We start from the raw sequence: 15,503 nt of genomic DNA, 5'->3' as shown, positions 1-15,503 counted from the left end.
TTGCATGTGTTAGGCCTGCCGCCAGCGTTCAATCTGAGCCATGATCAAACTCTTCAATTTAAAGTTTGATTTGCTTATGCCGTGTTTTTACAAACAACGGTAAGCGATGCTCAAAGAATGTTGACTGTTCATTCGTAATGAATTCACTGTTGTTCACTCTTCAAGACTTTTATTTTTTAAGCCCGTAGGCTTTACGATAAAGTCCTGTGAGTGCCCACACAGATTGTCTGATTAATTGTTAAAGAGCGTTGCGATGCGGCTTACAGCCTGCTATCGCGAGGTGGCGTATACTACGCTTTCCTCTTTAAGAGTCAACGATTATTTTCATTTGAAAGTGAATCGTTTTTCTCTTGCTGACCTCGCCTTGAATCGCTTCGTGTCGTGTCAACGGAGGCGCATTATAGGGATCCCAGTAATTTACACAACCCCTTTTTTCATCTTTTTTTCCGTTTGTTCAAATTCCGCCCGATAAGCCCGATTTTACTCATTTACGCTGTTCGATAATGCGCGGCAAATCGGCCAGGCTATCAATCACAACATCAGCCAGCGCTTCGCCTTGCTCGGTAATCGGCTTGCCGGTACGCACCAACACTTTTGTGCCGACACCCGCCGCAATGGCAGCCTGCATATCCTCTTCTTTATCACCTACCATATAAGAAGCGGCCATATCGATATTGAGGAAGCTCTGCGCTGAGAGGAACATGCCCGGCTTGGGTTTACGGCAGTCACACTCCTGACGGTATTCCCCTTGCCCGTGTTCTGCGTGGTGGGGGCAGAAATAGATGCCGTCCAAATCAACCCCGCGATCGGCCAGCGACCAATCCATCCACTCAGTCAGGTGCATGAAATCATCTTCACTGAACATGCCACGCGCAATACCGGACTGGTTAGTCACCAGTACCAGTGCAAATCCTTTCTTCTTTAGTTCACTCATCGCGTCGATAACGCCATCAATAAACTCAAACTGATCGATCTCATGAACGTAACCATGATCGACATTAATCGTGCCGTCGCGATCGAGAAAAACGGCTGGAATCGGTTGTGCCACTGCTATGTGCTCCTGATGGCGTTATTTGCGCGTTAGTATCGCATGTTTTTGTACGTTGCGAGAATGCGTCATAACGACAAAGTAAATTGACTTAGACGTCTAGACGCCCTAACATCCGTACAATATTCTGCATACGGCAGACGTTGATCTATCCCGCGATAGGCACTTACGATAAATAAAGATGATTAAACTTTCTAACATTACAAAAATTTTCCAGCAGAAAGGCCGGACCATCACAGCACTGGACAATGTCAGTCTGTATGTCCCTGCTGGGCAGATCTATGGCGTTATCGGCGCATCCGGTGCAGGTAAAAGTACATTAATCCGCTGTGTAAATCTGTTGGAGCGCCCGACACACGGTGAGATATTGGTTGATGACCAGGATTTGATGGCGCTGTCCGAAGCGCAGTTGACCAAGGCACGTCGCCAGATTGGCATGATCTTCCAGCACTTTAATCTTTTGGCGTCACGTACTGTGTTTGGTAACGTGGCCCTGCCCCTTGAGCTGGACACGACGCCGAAAAGCGAAATTACCCGCCGCGTCAACGAACTGCTCGAACTGGTGGGGTTATCGGACAAGCACGATGCCTACCCGGCAAATCTGTCCGGTGGGCAAAAGCAGCGCGTTGCGATTGCTCGCGCGCTGGCCAGCAATCCCAAAGTGCTGCTGTGTGATGAGGCCACCAGTGCGCTCGACCCAGCAACTACGCGTTCCATTCTCGAATTGCTCAAAGACATTAATCGCCGTTTAGGGATAACCATCCTGCTGATCACCCATGAAATGGACGTGGTAAAACGCATCTGCGATCAGGTAGCAGTGATCAGTGGCGGTCAATTGATTGAGCAGGACACGGTCAGCGAAGTGTTCTCTCACCCTAAAACGCCTCTGGCACAAACCTTTATTCAGTCTACGCTGCATCTGGATATCCCCGAGGATTACCAATCCCGACTCATTGCCGCACCGCACAACGACCAGAACACCCCGCTGCTACGGCTGGAGTTTACCGGTCAATCCGTCGATGCGCCGTTACTCTCAACTATCGCGCGCCGCTTTAACGTCAATAACAATATCATCAGTGCGCAGATGGATTACGCAGGCGGCGTCAAATTTGGCATCATGCTGGCCGAGATGCACGGCGAAGAACAGGACACGGTGGCCGCCATCGCGTTTTTACAGGAACACCATGTGAAAGTTGAGGTGCTGGGCTATGTCTGAAGCAATGATGTGGTTGATGGCGAAAGGCGTTTGGGAAACCGTCGTGATGACATTTGTTTCCGGCTTCTTTGGCTTCGTGCTGGGATTACCCGTTGGCGTAATGCTTTATATTACCCGTCCGGGCCAGATCGTTGCCAATCCGCCGCTGTATCGCACACTGTCAGCGTTAGTGAATATTTTCCGTTCTATTCCATTCATTATTTTACTGGTGTGGATGATTCCGTTCACACGCGCTATCGTCGGCACCTCTATCGGGCTGAAGGCAGCCATTGTGCCATTGACCGTAGGCGCTGCGCCGTTTATCGCGCGCATGGTAGAAAACGCCCTGCTGGAAATCTCCAGTGGATTGATCGAGGCGGCGCGCGCTATGGGTGCCACGCCGTTACAAATCATTCGTAAGATTCTGCTGCCAGAAGCACTTCCCGGTCTTATCAATGCCGCCACCATCACACTTATCACCCTGGTAGGCTATTCTGCAATGGGGGGCGCAGTCGGTGCCGGAGGGTTAGGTCAAATTGGTTATCAGTATGGATACATTGGTTATAACGCGACAGTCATGAATACGGTATTAATATTACTGGTTGTTCTGGTCTACCTGATCCAATTCGTAGGCGATCGCACGGTACGGGCAGTGACTCATAAATAAGTTTTACTACACGTCGGACTATGCCGCTGACGGCAAGCCGCAAAACGTTAAATATGCAGAGGTTAAGGAAATGACAATCAAATTTAAAACCGTCGCCGCATTGGGTACATTACTGGGTGCACTGGCGCTGGCAGGCTGCGGACAAGAAGAAAAAGACCCGAACCACATCAAAGTCGGCGTTATTGTAGGTGCTGAGCAGCAAGTTGCTGAAGTTGCACAGAAAGTGGCTAAAGACAAATATGGCCTGACGGTGGAACTGGTGTCCTTTAACGATTACGTGCTGCCAAACGAAGCGCTGAGCAAAGGGGATATCGACCTGAATGCCTTCCAGCACAAACCGTATCTGGACCAACAGATCAAAGACCGTGGCTACAAACTGGTTGCTGTTGGCAATAGCTTTGTCTATCCGATCGCTGGCTACTCTAAAAAAATCAAATCATTAGACGAGCTGCAAAACGGGGCGCAAATTGCGCTGCCTAACGATCCGACCAACCTGGGCCGTTCCCTGCTGCTGCTGCAAAAACAGGGTCTGGTCAAACTGAAAGATAACGTTGGTCTGCTGCCGACCGTGCTGGACGTGGTTGAAAACCCGAAAAACCTGAAACTGGTCGAGCTGGAAGCACCGCAACTGCCGCGTTCTCTGGATGACGATCAAATCGCACTGGCTATCATCAACACCACTTATGCCAGCCAGATTAACCTGACACCGACCAAAGACGGTCTGTTCGTGGAAGAGAAAGACTCTCCGTACGTTAACCTGATTGTGTCGCGTGAAGACAACAAAGACGCGGCTAACGTGAAGAAATTCGTTCAGGCTTACCAGTCAGACGAAGTTTATGAAGCTGCCAACAAGATTTTCAACGGCGGCGCGGTGAAAGGCTGGTAATATCACCCGATACGCGAGTGACAATTATTTCAAGACGGGCCTCGGTGCCCGTCTTGTTATTTGTGTCGTAGCTTGCTTCAATAAGCGCACTTCAAAAGAAGAATAGTAGAGAGGAAATGCTATGCGTGCTATACCGCTCGTGTTTTTAGCGCTGTCATTAACAGGATGTTCGCTGCTGCAACCCAAAACGGCATCCGCGCCGCAGCCCGTTATCGAACCTGCTGTCGAAGCACCGGCCAAAGTGAAACCGGCTCCGCGTCCGGCAACCGCCGTGCTGTATAACAATGCAGAGGAGTTGGTGGGTAAACCGTTCCGTGATATGGGCGAAGTGTCCGGCTCAGTATGCCAGGCAAGCATGCAAGATACGCCCGCAACGGTTGCGAATGCCCGTCGCCGAATGCAAACGCGTGCAACAGCGATGCGCGCCAATGCGGTTCTGGTTCACAACTGCCAGGTTGTCAGCGGCGTTGCAGGCTGCTATCGGCAGGCCATTTGTGAAGGTACTGCACTGAAAATTTCTTCTCAATAAAGCCGGGCAATGACCACCTATCATTTCGATCAGATTGGCGTTATCCGTTCGCCTTATAAAGAAAAATTCGCCGTGCCACGGCAACCCGGCCTGATTGAAGATGGCGACGGAGAGCTGCATCTTCTGCCGCCCTACCACCAGCCAGAAGCGGTACGTGGGCTGGAGGCATTCAGCCATATTTGGGTGTTATTTGTTTTTCACCACACCATGGAACAGGGCTGGCGACCCACGGTGCGCCCTCCCCGTTTGGGCGGGAATGCGCGTATGGGGGTTTTCGCCACCCGCTCCACGTTTCGCCCGAATCCCATCGGTATGTCGCTGGTCCGATTGAAAGGGATAAAAACCACAGGCGACAGCGTTATCTTACAGTTGGGCAGCCTCGATCTGGTCGATGGTACGCCGGTGGTTGATATCAAACCCTATTTACCGTTTGCAGAGAGCGTGCCTGATGCCATCGGCGGCTTTGCGCAACAGGCACCCGACACCGCGATGCCCGTGTATTTCTCTCCCCTGGCAGAGCAACAACTGGTGCAACATCAATCCACTTACCCGCACCTGCGCCGTTTTATCACTCAGGTGTTGAATCAGGATCCGCGCCCGGCGTACCGCAAAGGCGAAGCCTCGCGTGATTACGCCGCCCTGTTGCTGGAATTCAACGTGCGCTGGCGCGTAACAGCCATGCAGACGGAAGTGCTCAGCCTTGAGCCAGCACCGCGCTAAGCGAAAATTGAATCGTTATTCATGGCCTGCGCGCCATAAAATTCACGCCGCACACTTTTGACGAAGGAAAGTCACTGTTACACTAAGCCACTTTACCGTGTTTAAGGGCCTACATGGCCTTTTGCATCTTGTTTTGGGGCACACTGGTGCCCATTACTTTGCGTTCTGACGGAACTAAAACACCATGCGTACTAGCCAATATCTGCTCTCCACTCTGAAGGAGACGCCTGCCGACGCGGAAGTCATCAGCCATCAGTTGATGCTACGCGCCGGGATGATCCGCAAGCTGGCCTCCGGGTTATACACCTGGTTGCCGACCGGCTACCGGGTTCTGAAGAAAGTCGAAAACATCGTGCGTGAAGAGATGAACAACGCCGGTGCGATCGAGATTTCTATGCCCGTGGTACAACCCGCCGATCTGTGGCAGGAGAGTGGCCGCTGGGAACAGTACGGCCCGGAATTGCTGCGTTTTGTCGATCGCGGTGACCGTCCGTTTGTTCTCGGTCCGACGCATGAAGAAGTGATTACCGATCTGGTGCGTAATGAGCTGAGCTCTTATAAGCAGCTGCCGCTGAACCTGTTTCAGATCCAGACCAAATTCCGCGATGAAGTGCGCCCACGTTTCGGCGTGATGCGTTCTCGCGAATTCATCATGAAAGATGCCTACTCGTTCCATACCTCGCAGGAATCGTTGCAGGTCACCTATGACGCGATGTACGACGCCTATAGCCGTGCATTTAGCCGCATGGGATTGAACTTCCGCGCCGTTCAGGCGGATACCGGCTCCATCGGTGGCAGCGCATCACACGAATTCCAGGTGCTGGCGCAGAGCGGCGAAGACGACATCGTTTTCTCTACCGACTCCGAGTACGCCGCTAATATCGAATTTGCTGAAGCCGTTGCCCCCACGCTGGGACGTGCCGAAGCGAAAGAAGAGATGCGTTTGGTTGATACCCCCAACGCCAAAACCATCGCCGAACTGGTTGAACAATTTAATCTGCCGATTGAAAAAACGGTTAAAACGCTGCTGGTGAAGGCAACCCAAGAGAGCGGACACAAGCTGATTGCCCTGCTGGTGCGCGGCGATCATGAGCTGAATGAAGTGAAAGCGGAGAAACTGGAGCAGGTCGCCAGCCCGCTGACCTTCGCTACCGAAGCAGAAATTCGCGACATCGTTGGCGCAGGTCCAGGCTCACTCGGCCCGGTCAATATGCCGATACCGGTGATTATCGATCGCACCGTCGCGGCAATGAGCGATTTCGGCGCAGGCGCAAACCAGGACGGCAAACACTTCTTTGGCATTAACTGGGAGCGTGACGTTGCACTGCCGCAAGTGGCAGATATCCGCAACGTGGTTGAAGGCGATGCCAGCCCAGATGGGAAAGGCACGCTGTTAATCAAACGCGGCATCGAAGTGGGCCATATCTTCCAACTGGGCACCAAATACTCTCAGGCGCTGCAAGCCAGCGTACAAGGTGAAGATGGTCGTAACCAGATCCTGACCATGGGCTGCTACGGTATCGGGGTGACACGCGTGGTGGCTGCCGCCATCGAACAGAACCACGACGATCGTGGCATTATCTGGCATGACGCTATCGCCCCCTTCCAGGTGGCGATCCTGCCGATGAACATGCACAAATCGTTCCGCGTGAAAGAGCTGGCTGAAGACATTTATCAGCAACTGCGCGCCAAAGGTATCGATGTGTTGCTCGACGATCGTAAAGAGCGCCCGGGTGTGATGTTTGCGGATATGGAATTGATCGGCGTACCGCACACTATCGTCATTGGCGATCGAAATCTGGATAACGCCGAGATTGAATATAAATATCGTCGCGACGGCGAGAAAAAGATGATCAAGGTTAGCGAGATCGTTGATTTTTTGTCTGCCAATACCGTTCGTTAATACGCAGCAATAAAGCATAAAAAAGAGGTGGGGTTTTCCCCACCTCTTTTATTTGACTGATAGTCGACTCAACGTGCAAATACGGTATTCACTTCTGCTTCGTTATTCACGGAACAGCTCTTCAATATCCAGCCCCTGTACTTGCAAAATTTCACGCAAACGGCGCAGCCCTTCCACCTGGATTTGGCGCACGCGTTCACGGGTCAAGCCAATTTCACGACCAACGTCTTCAAGCGTTGCCGCTTCATACCCCAGCAGCCCAAAACGACGAGCCAGCACTTCACGCTGTTTAGCGTTTAGTTCGAACAACCATTTAACGATATTTTGCTTCATATCGTTGTCTTGCGTGGTGTCTTCTGGTCCGTTATTTTTTTCATCCGCCAGAATATCCAGCAGCGCTTTATCAGAGTCCCCGCCCAATGGCGTATCGACCGATGTGATACGCTCGTTCAAGCGCAACATGCGATTTACGTCATCAACAGGTTTGTCGAGCTGCTCAGCAATCTCTTCCGCACTGGGCTCATGATCCAGCTTATGCGAAAGCTCACGCGCAGTACGCAGATAAACGTTTAATTCTTTAACGATATGGATAGGCAAACGAATGGTGCGGGTTTGGTTCATGATAGCCCGTTCAATCGTTTGGCGAATCCACCATGTGGCATAGGTTGAAAAGCGGAAACCCCTTTCGGGATCGAACTTCTCAACCGCACGGATCAAACCAAGATTACCTTCTTCGATAAGATCCAACAGCGCCAAACCGCGATTGTTGTAGCGACGAGCGATTTTCACCACCAGTCGCAGGTTACTTTCAATCATACGGCGTCGCGATGAAACATCACCACGCAGCGCTCTACGGGCAAAAAAAACTTCTTCTTCAGCGGTCAGAAGCGGAGAGTAACCGATCTCTCCTAGATAGAGTTGTGTAGCATCCAGCACACGCTGGGCTGCACTTTGGGATAACAACTCATCGTCGGATGCCTCATTATCTCCCGCTTCTTCCTCTGCTAGCGCCTTTTCGTCAAAAACATCAAGTCCATTTTCCTCGAACTCGGCATCATCATGTAACTCGTTAACTTTCAGCGTGCTTTGGCTCATAAGTGGCTCCTACCCGTGATCCCTTGGCAGAATACCTAAATACTCTGCCCGATTTATCGCTGCGGAAGGTAACGCAGCGGGTTTACGGATTTCCCCTTGTAACGAATTTCAAAATGCAAGCGTACTGAACTGGTTCCGGTGCTACCCATGGTAGCGATCTGTTGACCCGCCTTGACCTCTTGTTGTTCCCGGACCAGCATAGAGTCATTATGGGCATAGGCGCTCAGGTAATCATCGTCGTGTTTGATGATGATCAGATTACCGTACCCGCGTAAAGCGTTGCCCGCATAAACGACGCGCCCTGAAGCGGTCGCCATGATCGGTTGCCCACGAGTGCCAGCGATATCAATCCCTTTGTTTCCCCCCTCCGACGCGGAGAAACTATCTATGACTTTCCCCTCGGTAGGCCAACGCCAGCTGCCGACAGCAGGAGCACTGCTTTCAACAGCCGCGGGGGCGGTCACAGGAGCCGTCACGGCAGCCCCGGTGGAAGGCAACATCTTACCTACATTCTGTTTACCCGAATTTCCAGAATACGCATTAGTTGGCTGAGAATCAACCTGCGTTGTTTGAATTTGCGTCATTGACGGCGGCTGAGGCACACCGCCACGCGTGGCATCAGAAGGTGCCAGCATACCGCCGCTGCTGCCGCCCGTACCACCTGCCAGCATGCGCCCGCCACCGGTCGATCCGCTGCTCACTGGCGCGGAGGAGGAACCGTCACTCACCTGAAGCACCTGACCAACGTTCAGGCTATAAGGCTCAGGCACGTTGTTGCGTTGCGCCAACTCACGATAATCACTGCCGGTAATCCAGGCGATGTAGAACAACGTATCGCCCCGTTTTACCGTATAGGTGCTGCCGCCATAGCTACCTTTAGGAATGGCGTTATAGCTACGGTTGTAAACAATGCGGCCATCGCGCGTGGTGATCGGCGCATCGCCAGAAGATGATATGTTCGAAGGCGCAGTCGCGAGCATGCCACCGCGGCTGCTGCTATTGCCCTGACCGCCTACGCTGCTGATTGGCGCAGGTTTACTGTCGTTATTGGAGCACCCCGCCAACCCCAGAATAATTGCCGTGCACGCCGCCATCTGACGCAGTGTTCTCGTTTGGCTTCCCATGCGTCTTGCTCCCCTATAACCGTAATACTCAATAATCAAACCGCTCAAAGACGGCCCTGTCGTCACCGTATTGGCATTTATCCAATGCTAACAATATCAACATGTTCTCACTATGACAGGGTTGTATTGAACTACGTTCTATTGAAATAAATCGTAAATGACTGATACCCATAAACGTGTTTGCAAAGGTATCAGGCTAGTTCGCCTTTGACCAGTGGAACAAATTTAACCGTTTCAATGGTATTAACCACAAATTCTCCACCGTGACGTTGTATGCGCTGCAACGTTTGCGACTGTTCTCCCACCGGGAGCACCATAATGCCCCCTTCATCCAGTTGCGCTATCAGCGCATTCGGAATTTCAGGTGCCGCCGCCGTTACAATAATGGCATCGAACGGGCCGCGTGACGGCCAGCCTTGCCAGCCATCGCCGTGCCGGGTGGAAACATTGTGCAGGTCCAGTTGCTTCAAACGCCGTTTCGCCTGCCATTGCAGCCCTTTGATACGTTCAACGGAAAAAACCTGCTTGACCAAATGCGCCAAAACCGCCGTTTGGTAGCCGGAACCGGTGCCAATTTCGAGCACGCGAGACGCAGGGGTCAATTGCAACAGGTCCGTCATGCGGGCAACCATATAAGGCTGAGAGATGGTTTGACCGGAGCCTATTGGCAACGCGGTATTTTCATAAGCCTTATGCTCAAAGGCTTCGTCGACAAAACGCTCACGCGGCACAGCCTCGATGGCCTTAAGCAATCGCTCGTCATGAATGCCCTGCTGACGCAGCAGTGTCAGCATCGTTTGCATGCGTTTGTTCACCCTATCCCGTCAGCCTCAGTCGTGATTAACGTCTTCATGCCTTTACTCTATAACGGCAATGCCTTGCCGTGAGTTCGCACCCTTATTACCTAGGTACTCTATATAAGTACTGCATACAGGAATTGTATAGCGACGACATCGTTGCTATATCAGACACTGGGTTTCAATCAGCGATATCCATCTGCTCAAGCGGCGTAATCAGTTCACGCACAACGCTGGTGGCAAAACTGCCTGCCGGCAGCCAGAAATCCAGCGTGACCGACGCATCATCCAGCCAAGACCAGCGCATCTGCTGCGGATAGAGCAGCGCGGCACGGCGCGCGACCTCCACCCGTTCACGACGCAGCAGTCCAAGCAGCGTCTCGTGCCCCGCCAGGCAGCGTTGTTCAAACGCCAACGCGTCACCCTGAGTGCCCGGATCGCCGTCACCGGGCAGCGGTGCCGTCACGCACAGCTCACGCTTATCAACGCGCGTTTGCAATTCGGTCACTTCGTCGTCATTTGCCACAAACCAACTGCCGCGCCCGGCCAGTTGCAATGCATCGCCCGCCAGCACCTGCGTTGCCAAGCCTTGACTCAAACGTTGGCTCACGATGAGATTGAACAGCGCGCTACGGCTGGCCGACAGATAGAAGCTGCGTTTACTGCGCTCACTGACACGAATCTCGTCTCTGGCCCAACGCACCGCCTGAATCAGGTTATTGCCACCGCGACCAAAACGCTGACTGCCAAAATAGTTCGGCACACCCTGTTCGGCAATCGCGACTAACCGCGCATCAACGGCCGCACGGTCGCTGATAGCGCGCAGCGTCAACGTAAACTGATTGCCGCGCAACGCACCGATACGCAGTTTGCGCCGATGGCGTGCACTGCTAAGGATTTCACACCCTTCAAGCACAAAAGCGGATAAATCGGGTAACACTTTGCCCGGCACATGCAGGCAAAACCACTGCTCCGTCACCGCATGCCGGTCTTTCAAGCCAGCATAGCTCACGGCACGCGCGGGAATACGGGCAAATTTCGCCAACGCCTCCGCGACAAAGGAGGTGTTGCAGCCACGTTTACGTACCTGAACCAGCAGATGTTCGCCATCGCCGTCCGGTGCAAACCCCAGATCTTCCACCACACGGAAATCATCGGCGGTGGCTTTGAGCGTCCCTGTCGCCTGCGGTTCACCATGCAACCAGAACAGGCTTTCCATGTTGAGCGTAGCGGGTTCTTGCTGCATTACCATGCGACCACTTCACTCCGTTCATCTTTCACTAACAGCGCAACCGCTTCGCAGGCAATCCCTTCTCCACGGCCGGTAAACCCGAGTTGTTCCGTGGTGGTGGCTTTGACGTTAACGTCATCCATATGGCAGTGAAGATCTTCTGCCAGATTCACCCGCATTTGCGGAATGTGCGGGGCCATTTTCGGCGCTTGCGCAATGATAGTGACATCCAGATTGCCCAGTCGATAGCCCTTTTCCTGTATTTGCTGCCACGCTTGACGCAGCAGTTCGCGGCTATCCGCGCCTTTGTAGGCGGGATCGGTGTCAGGAAACAGTTTACCAATATCGCCTAGCGCCGCCGCGCCAAGCAGCGCATCGGTTACGGCATGCAGCAATACATCACCATCAGAATGCGCTAACAATCCCTGAGGGTAAGGAATACGAACCCCACCGATCACCAATGGGCCTTCGCCGCCCAGTTTGTGGACATCAAAACCGTGACCAATACGCATGGGGTTATTCTCCTTGATTAGCAAATGGTTATGAAACCGATGAAGGGTACATCACACGCTTGGCGGTGCCAATCGAGCCAGGTAGAACTCGGCCAGTGCCAAATCCTCAGGGCGCGTTACTTTAATATTATCAGCACGCCCGGCAACAATGTGTGGATGATAGCCACAATATTCCAGCGCCGACGCTTCATCGGTCACGACAGCCCCTTGTTGTAACGCGCGCGCCAGGCAATCTTGCAATAATAACCGTGGAAACAGTTGCGGCGTCAAGGCGTGCCATAAATCGCGGCGATCAACCGTGTGCTCAATCGCCTCACCCTGACTACGCTTCATGGTATCTCGCACCGGTGCAGCAAGAATGCCGCCCACGTCGCAGTGCCGGATAAGCTGTAACAGGTTGTCGAGATCCTGAAGATGCAAGCACGGACGGGCAGCATCATGCACCAGCACCCAAGGCGCATCATTAACCGCACGCAAACCGGCCAGCACCGAATCAGCCCGCTGTTTGCCGCCGAACACCACGCTGATACGCGGGTCTTGTGCCAGCGGCAAGGCGGCAAAGCGCCAATCGTCGGGGCTGATAACCACCACGGCACGCTGAATGTGCGGATGCCGAAACAGCGCAGCCAGCGTGTGTTCCAGCAGTGTTTTACCATGAAGGGTGAGATATTGTTTTGGGCAGTCGCACGCCATTCTGCTACCGTTTCCGGCAGCGGGGAGAACGGCGACAACCTCAGGTAAGGAAACCAGCGGTTCAGACATGGGTTAACGTGACATCATAGGGTTGGAAGACGACAGGGAGCTGGACGCACCAGAATTCGCCGATGAAGACGCTGTCGCCGCGCGGCGACCGGATTGATCCGGCACCAGACGATAGAAGCTCTCACCCGGTTTAATCATGCCCAGTTCATTGCGCGCACGCTCTTCAATGGCTTCTTGTCCACCGTTGAGATCGTCGATTTCAGCAAACAGCTGTTCGTTCCGGGCTTTGAGCTTACCGTTGTTGCCCTGTTGGACAGCCACGTCGTCTTTAACCCGAACATAGTCATGAATGCCATTTTTACCCAGCCACAGCGAATATTGCAGCCAACCGAGCAAAACCAATAATAACAGCGTTAGCTTTCCCATCCCGCCCCCTGAAAAACCGCCTAATCATCCCATAACTTTGCCTTCGACTCCATATTATCAGGGCGGATTAGCACACAGAGGCGCTTTCAACGCCGTAAAGCACCCAATAATCAGGATAGCTATTCATTTGCATTTTACCGGAAATACGGGGTGATGAATCCATAATGGCAGAAGGCAGGCGGGACTTTTACCCGCGAATAAGTTGAACCTTTAGGTCGACCTGTGTATTTTTATGAAAATAAAATGCATAAAACAGATGATTCATCTGCCACACTTTGATCCAGGAGATAACATGTTCAAACCCTTTTTGTTCGCTGGCACGCTATTCGCGGCAGCATTTTCCACGTCTATCGTGGCGGCAGAACCAACCTATGTGGTGGGCGCTGGCGGTACCTATCGTCCTTTTGAATTTGAAAACGCGCAGAAAGAGTTGGAAGGCTTTGATATCGACATCATTAAAGCGATCGCCAAGGCGGAAAATTTCTCCATCAAACTGGTCAACACGCCGTGGGAAGGGATCTTCGCTACGCTGAATTCCGGCGATCGCGATATCATTATTTCCGGGATCACCATTACCGACAAACGTAAACAGATGGTCGATTTCTCTTCTCCGTACTTCCCGGCAGAACAGTCAATCGTGACGCCAAAAGGCTCCAGCATTGGCGCCATTGCTGATCTGAAAGACAATAAAGTCGGTGTGGTGAACTCCAGCACCGGCGACGTGGTGGTTTCTGACGTGCTGGGAAAAAACAGCACGGCCATCAAGCGTTTCGACAACACGCCGCTGATGTTGCAAGAGCTTTATGAAGACGGTATCGGTGCCGCCGTCGGTGATGTGGGTGTGATCAAGTTCTACATCAAAACCCACCCGGAGAAGCAGTTTAAACTGGTGTCCGATGCCAAATTTCAGCGTCAATACTTTGGCATCGCCGTTGCTAAAGGCAACGATGCACTGCTGGGTAAAATCAACGCTGGCCTGAAAAAGATTGTTGCCGATGGCACCTATGCGCAAATCTATCAGAAATGGTTTGATAACGACGTTCCTGCCCTGCCTGCTCAGTAAACCGCGGTTTGCACGCTGACTCGGCGTGTCTTGCATTCAAGGCCTCTGTCACGACGCGAGTCAATGACGCGTAAATGACAGAGGCGCTTTATCACCTCGCCTATGACACCAAAAAGGACCGCACGCGATGGGATTTCGTTGGGAAATCATTCAGGAATATGCCCCGTTGTTTATGGAAGGGGCCTGGATGACAATAAAATGTACGCTTATCTGCGTTATTTTGGGGACCTGCTGGGGGCTGACGCTCGGATTAGGCCGCCTGGCGCAAGCACCGCACGGCCCCTGGAAGTGGATTTTACACTATGGCGTACAGTGGCCTGTACGTATTTATGTCAGCGCGTTGCGCGGTACGCCGCTTTTCGTTCAGATTATGGTGGTGCATTTTGCACTGATTCCATTGCTTATTAATCCGCGCGACGGTTTATTCGTCAGCGGTGGGCTGATGTCAGCGGATTTCGCACGCATGCTACGTGCCGACTACGGTGCCTTCCTATCGTGTATCGTGGCAATCACCCTGAATGCCGGTGCCTATGTGTCCGAAATTTTCCGTGCTGGCATTCAATCTATTGATCGTGGGCAGATGGAAGCATCGCGTTCATTGGGCATGAGCTACGGCCGCACCATGCGCAAAGTCATTCTTCCTCAGGCATTTCGTCGCATGCTGCCGCCGCTCGGCAACAATGCTATCGCCATCGTCAAAGATTCATCACTCGCTTCTGCGATTGGGCTGGCCGATCTCGCCTATGCGGCACGTACAGTGTCAGGCGCCTATGCCACCTATTGGGAACCCTATTTGACCATTTCCCTGGTTTATTGGGTCATCACTTTCCTGCTCTCGGTTCTGGTGCGGCAGATGGAAATAAGGTTAAGCAAAAGTGATTCACGTTAATAATTTGCAAAAACATTTTGGGGATACCCACGTCCTGCGCGGTATCAGTTGCACTATCGCACCACAGGAAGTGATCTGCATGATCGGCCCTTCCGGTTCGGGAAAAAGCACGTTCCTGCGCTGTTTGAATGCGCTGGAAACGCCGACCGGTGGTGAAATCACCGTCAACGGATTTGCGTTGCATAACCCCAAAACCGATCTCAACCGGTTACGTGAAAGCGTAGGTATGGTCTTTCAGCGCTTCAATCTGTTTCCGCACATGACGGTGTTGGAAAACATGATCATGGCCCCGATGGACGTGAAAAAGCTTTCCCGCGCTCAGGCGGTTGAACGCGCCCATCAGCTGTTAGAAAAAGTTGGCCTGCTGGATAAAGTGGACGCCTGGCCCAATAGCCTTTCTGGCGGACAACAACAGCGCGTCGCCATTGCCCGCGCATTAGCGATGGAACCGGCCATTATGCTGTTTGATGAACCCACTTCGGCGCTTGACCCAGAGCTGGTAGGCGAGGTGCTGTCGGTCATGAAAACGCTGGCAACAGAGGGAATGACCATGGTGATAGTGACTCACGAAATGGCATTTGCCCGTGAAGTCGCAGACCGTATCATTTTTATCGATCAGGGAATTATTCAAGAAGAGGGAGCGCCGGAAGCACTGTTTACGGCACCGACCAACCCGCGCACTCAAGCATTTCTCAGTAAAGTTCTTTAACACCGCA

General features: G+C 52.6%; 17 protein-coding genes. 9 read left to right on the top strand and 8 right to left on the bottom strand.

All coding sequences use genetic code 11. From position 1 onward, the window contains the following. Nucleotides 1-484: 484 nt before the first annotated feature. On the bottom strand, nucleotides 485-1,048 hold the full coding sequence (gmhB, locus tag J5224_RS14870; protein WP_264626112.1) for a D-glycero-beta-D-manno-heptose 1,7-bisphosphate 7-phosphatase: 564 nt from the start codon (nucleotides 1,046-1,048) through the stop codon (nucleotides 485-487). 181 nt (nucleotides 1,049-1,229) lie between these two features. Between gmhB and metN the strand changes: the two genes are divergently transcribed. From metN to proS, 6 genes are all read left to right on the top strand, one after another. After that, nucleotides 1,230-2,264 (top strand): methionine ABC transporter ATP-binding protein MetN, encoded by a 1,035-nt coding sequence (metN, locus tag J5224_RS14865; protein WP_264626111.1) that lies wholly within the window; start codon nucleotides 1,230-1,232, stop codon nucleotides 2,262-2,264. Further along, nucleotides 2,257-2,910, top strand: coding sequence for a methionine ABC transporter permease MetI (locus J5224_RS14860; RefSeq protein WP_195316266.1), 654 nt, complete (start codon nucleotides 2,257-2,259; stop codon nucleotides 2,908-2,910). Before metN ends, J5224_RS14860 begins: the two co-directional genes overlap by 8 nt. A 70-nt stretch (nucleotides 2,911-2,980) precedes the next feature. Continuing rightward, nucleotides 2,981-3,796 (top strand): MetQ/NlpA family lipoprotein, encoded by an 816-nt coding sequence (locus J5224_RS14855; protein ID WP_264626110.1) that lies wholly within the window; start codon nucleotides 2,981-2,983, stop codon nucleotides 3,794-3,796. Nucleotides 3,797-3,917: 121 nt separating this feature from the next. After that, entirely contained in the window at nucleotides 3,918-4,325 is a 408-nt protein-coding gene (gene rcsF / locus J5224_RS14850) for an Rcs stress response system protein RcsF (protein WP_264626109.1), read from the top strand. 9 nt (nucleotides 4,326-4,334) lie between these two features. Further along, complete coding sequence (gene tsaA, locus J5224_RS14845; RefSeq protein ID WP_264626108.1) at nucleotides 4,335-5,045, top strand: tRNA (N6-threonylcarbamoyladenosine(37)-N6)-methyltransferase TrmO; 711 nt, start codon at nucleotides 4,335-4,337, stop codon at nucleotides 5,043-5,045. Nucleotides 5,046-5,229: 184 nt separating this feature from the next. Beyond that, nucleotides 5,230-6,948: a proline--tRNA ligase gene (gene proS, locus J5224_RS14840; RefSeq protein ID WP_264626107.1), complete on the top strand. Its 1,719-nt coding sequence runs from the start codon at nucleotides 5,230-5,232 to the stop codon at nucleotides 6,946-6,948. A 102-nt stretch (nucleotides 6,949-7,050) separates the two neighbouring features. On the opposite strand, the gene rpoS is transcribed toward proS, so the two are convergent. From rpoS to ftsB, 7 genes are all read right to left on the bottom strand, one after another. Further along, on the bottom strand, nucleotides 7,051-8,043 hold the full coding sequence (gene rpoS, locus J5224_RS14835; protein ID WP_264626106.1) for an RNA polymerase sigma factor RpoS: 993 nt from the start codon (nucleotides 8,041-8,043) through the stop codon (nucleotides 7,051-7,053). 53 nt (nucleotides 8,044-8,096) lie between these two features. Next, nucleotides 8,097-9,167 carry a murein hydrolase activator NlpD gene (gene nlpD / locus J5224_RS14830; RefSeq protein ID WP_264626105.1) on the bottom strand — a complete coding sequence of 357 codons (1,071 nt, stop codon included), beginning with the start codon at nucleotides 9,165-9,167 and terminating at the stop codon, nucleotides 8,097-8,099. A 191-nt stretch (nucleotides 9,168-9,358) separates the two neighbouring features. Continuing rightward, nucleotides 9,359-9,970, bottom strand: a complete 612-nt coding sequence (locus J5224_RS14825) for a protein-L-isoaspartate(D-aspartate) O-methyltransferase (protein WP_264626104.1) — start codon at nucleotides 9,968-9,970, stop codon at nucleotides 9,359-9,361. Between the two features lie 175 nt (nucleotides 9,971-10,145). Continuing rightward, entirely contained in the window at nucleotides 10,146-11,210 is a 1,065-nt protein-coding gene (truD, locus tag J5224_RS14820; RefSeq protein WP_264626118.1) for a tRNA pseudouridine(13) synthase TruD, read from the bottom strand. After that, complete coding sequence (gene ispF, locus J5224_RS14815; RefSeq protein WP_264626103.1) at nucleotides 11,210-11,707, bottom strand: 2-C-methyl-D-erythritol 2,4-cyclodiphosphate synthase; 498 nt, start codon at nucleotides 11,705-11,707, stop codon at nucleotides 11,210-11,212. The genes truD and ispF overlap by 1 nt, the downstream gene beginning before the upstream one ends. Before the next feature lie 51 nt (nucleotides 11,708-11,758). Continuing rightward, a complete protein-coding gene (gene ispD, locus J5224_RS14810; RefSeq protein WP_264626102.1) occupies nucleotides 11,759-12,469 on the bottom strand; it encodes a 2-C-methyl-D-erythritol 4-phosphate cytidylyltransferase in 711 nt (236 codons plus the stop codon). A gap of 3 nt (nucleotides 12,470-12,472) precedes the next feature. Further along, on the bottom strand, nucleotides 12,473-12,835 hold the full coding sequence (ftsB, locus tag J5224_RS14805) for a cell division protein FtsB (protein ID WP_264626101.1): 363 nt from the start codon (nucleotides 12,833-12,835) through the stop codon (nucleotides 12,473-12,475). Between the two features lie 292 nt (nucleotides 12,836-13,127). Between ftsB and J5224_RS14800 the strand changes: the two genes are divergently transcribed. The 3 genes from J5224_RS14800 (at nucleotide 13,128) to J5224_RS14790 (ending at nucleotide 15,496) form a co-directional block, all read left to right on the top strand. Further along, nucleotides 13,128-13,898 carry a basic amino acid ABC transporter substrate-binding protein gene (locus J5224_RS14800; protein ID WP_264626100.1) on the top strand — a complete coding sequence of 257 codons (771 nt, stop codon included), beginning with the start codon at nucleotides 13,128-13,130 and terminating at the stop codon, nucleotides 13,896-13,898. Between the two features lie 127 nt (nucleotides 13,899-14,025). Then, on the top strand, nucleotides 14,026-14,787 hold the full coding sequence (locus tag J5224_RS14795; protein WP_264626099.1) for an amino acid ABC transporter permease: 762 nt from the start codon (nucleotides 14,026-14,028) through the stop codon (nucleotides 14,785-14,787). After that, a complete protein-coding gene (locus J5224_RS14790; RefSeq protein ID WP_264626098.1) occupies nucleotides 14,774-15,496 on the top strand; it encodes an amino acid ABC transporter ATP-binding protein in 723 nt (240 codons plus the stop codon). The genes J5224_RS14795 and J5224_RS14790 overlap by 14 nt, the downstream gene beginning before the upstream one ends. Nucleotides 15,497-15,503 lie beyond the last annotated feature (7 nt).

The organism is Candidatus Symbiopectobacterium sp. NZEC135, from assembly GCF_025962695.1.
The sequence above is the reverse complement of the archived record's forward strand: the minus strand, read 5'-3'. Positions and strand labels throughout refer to the sequence as shown.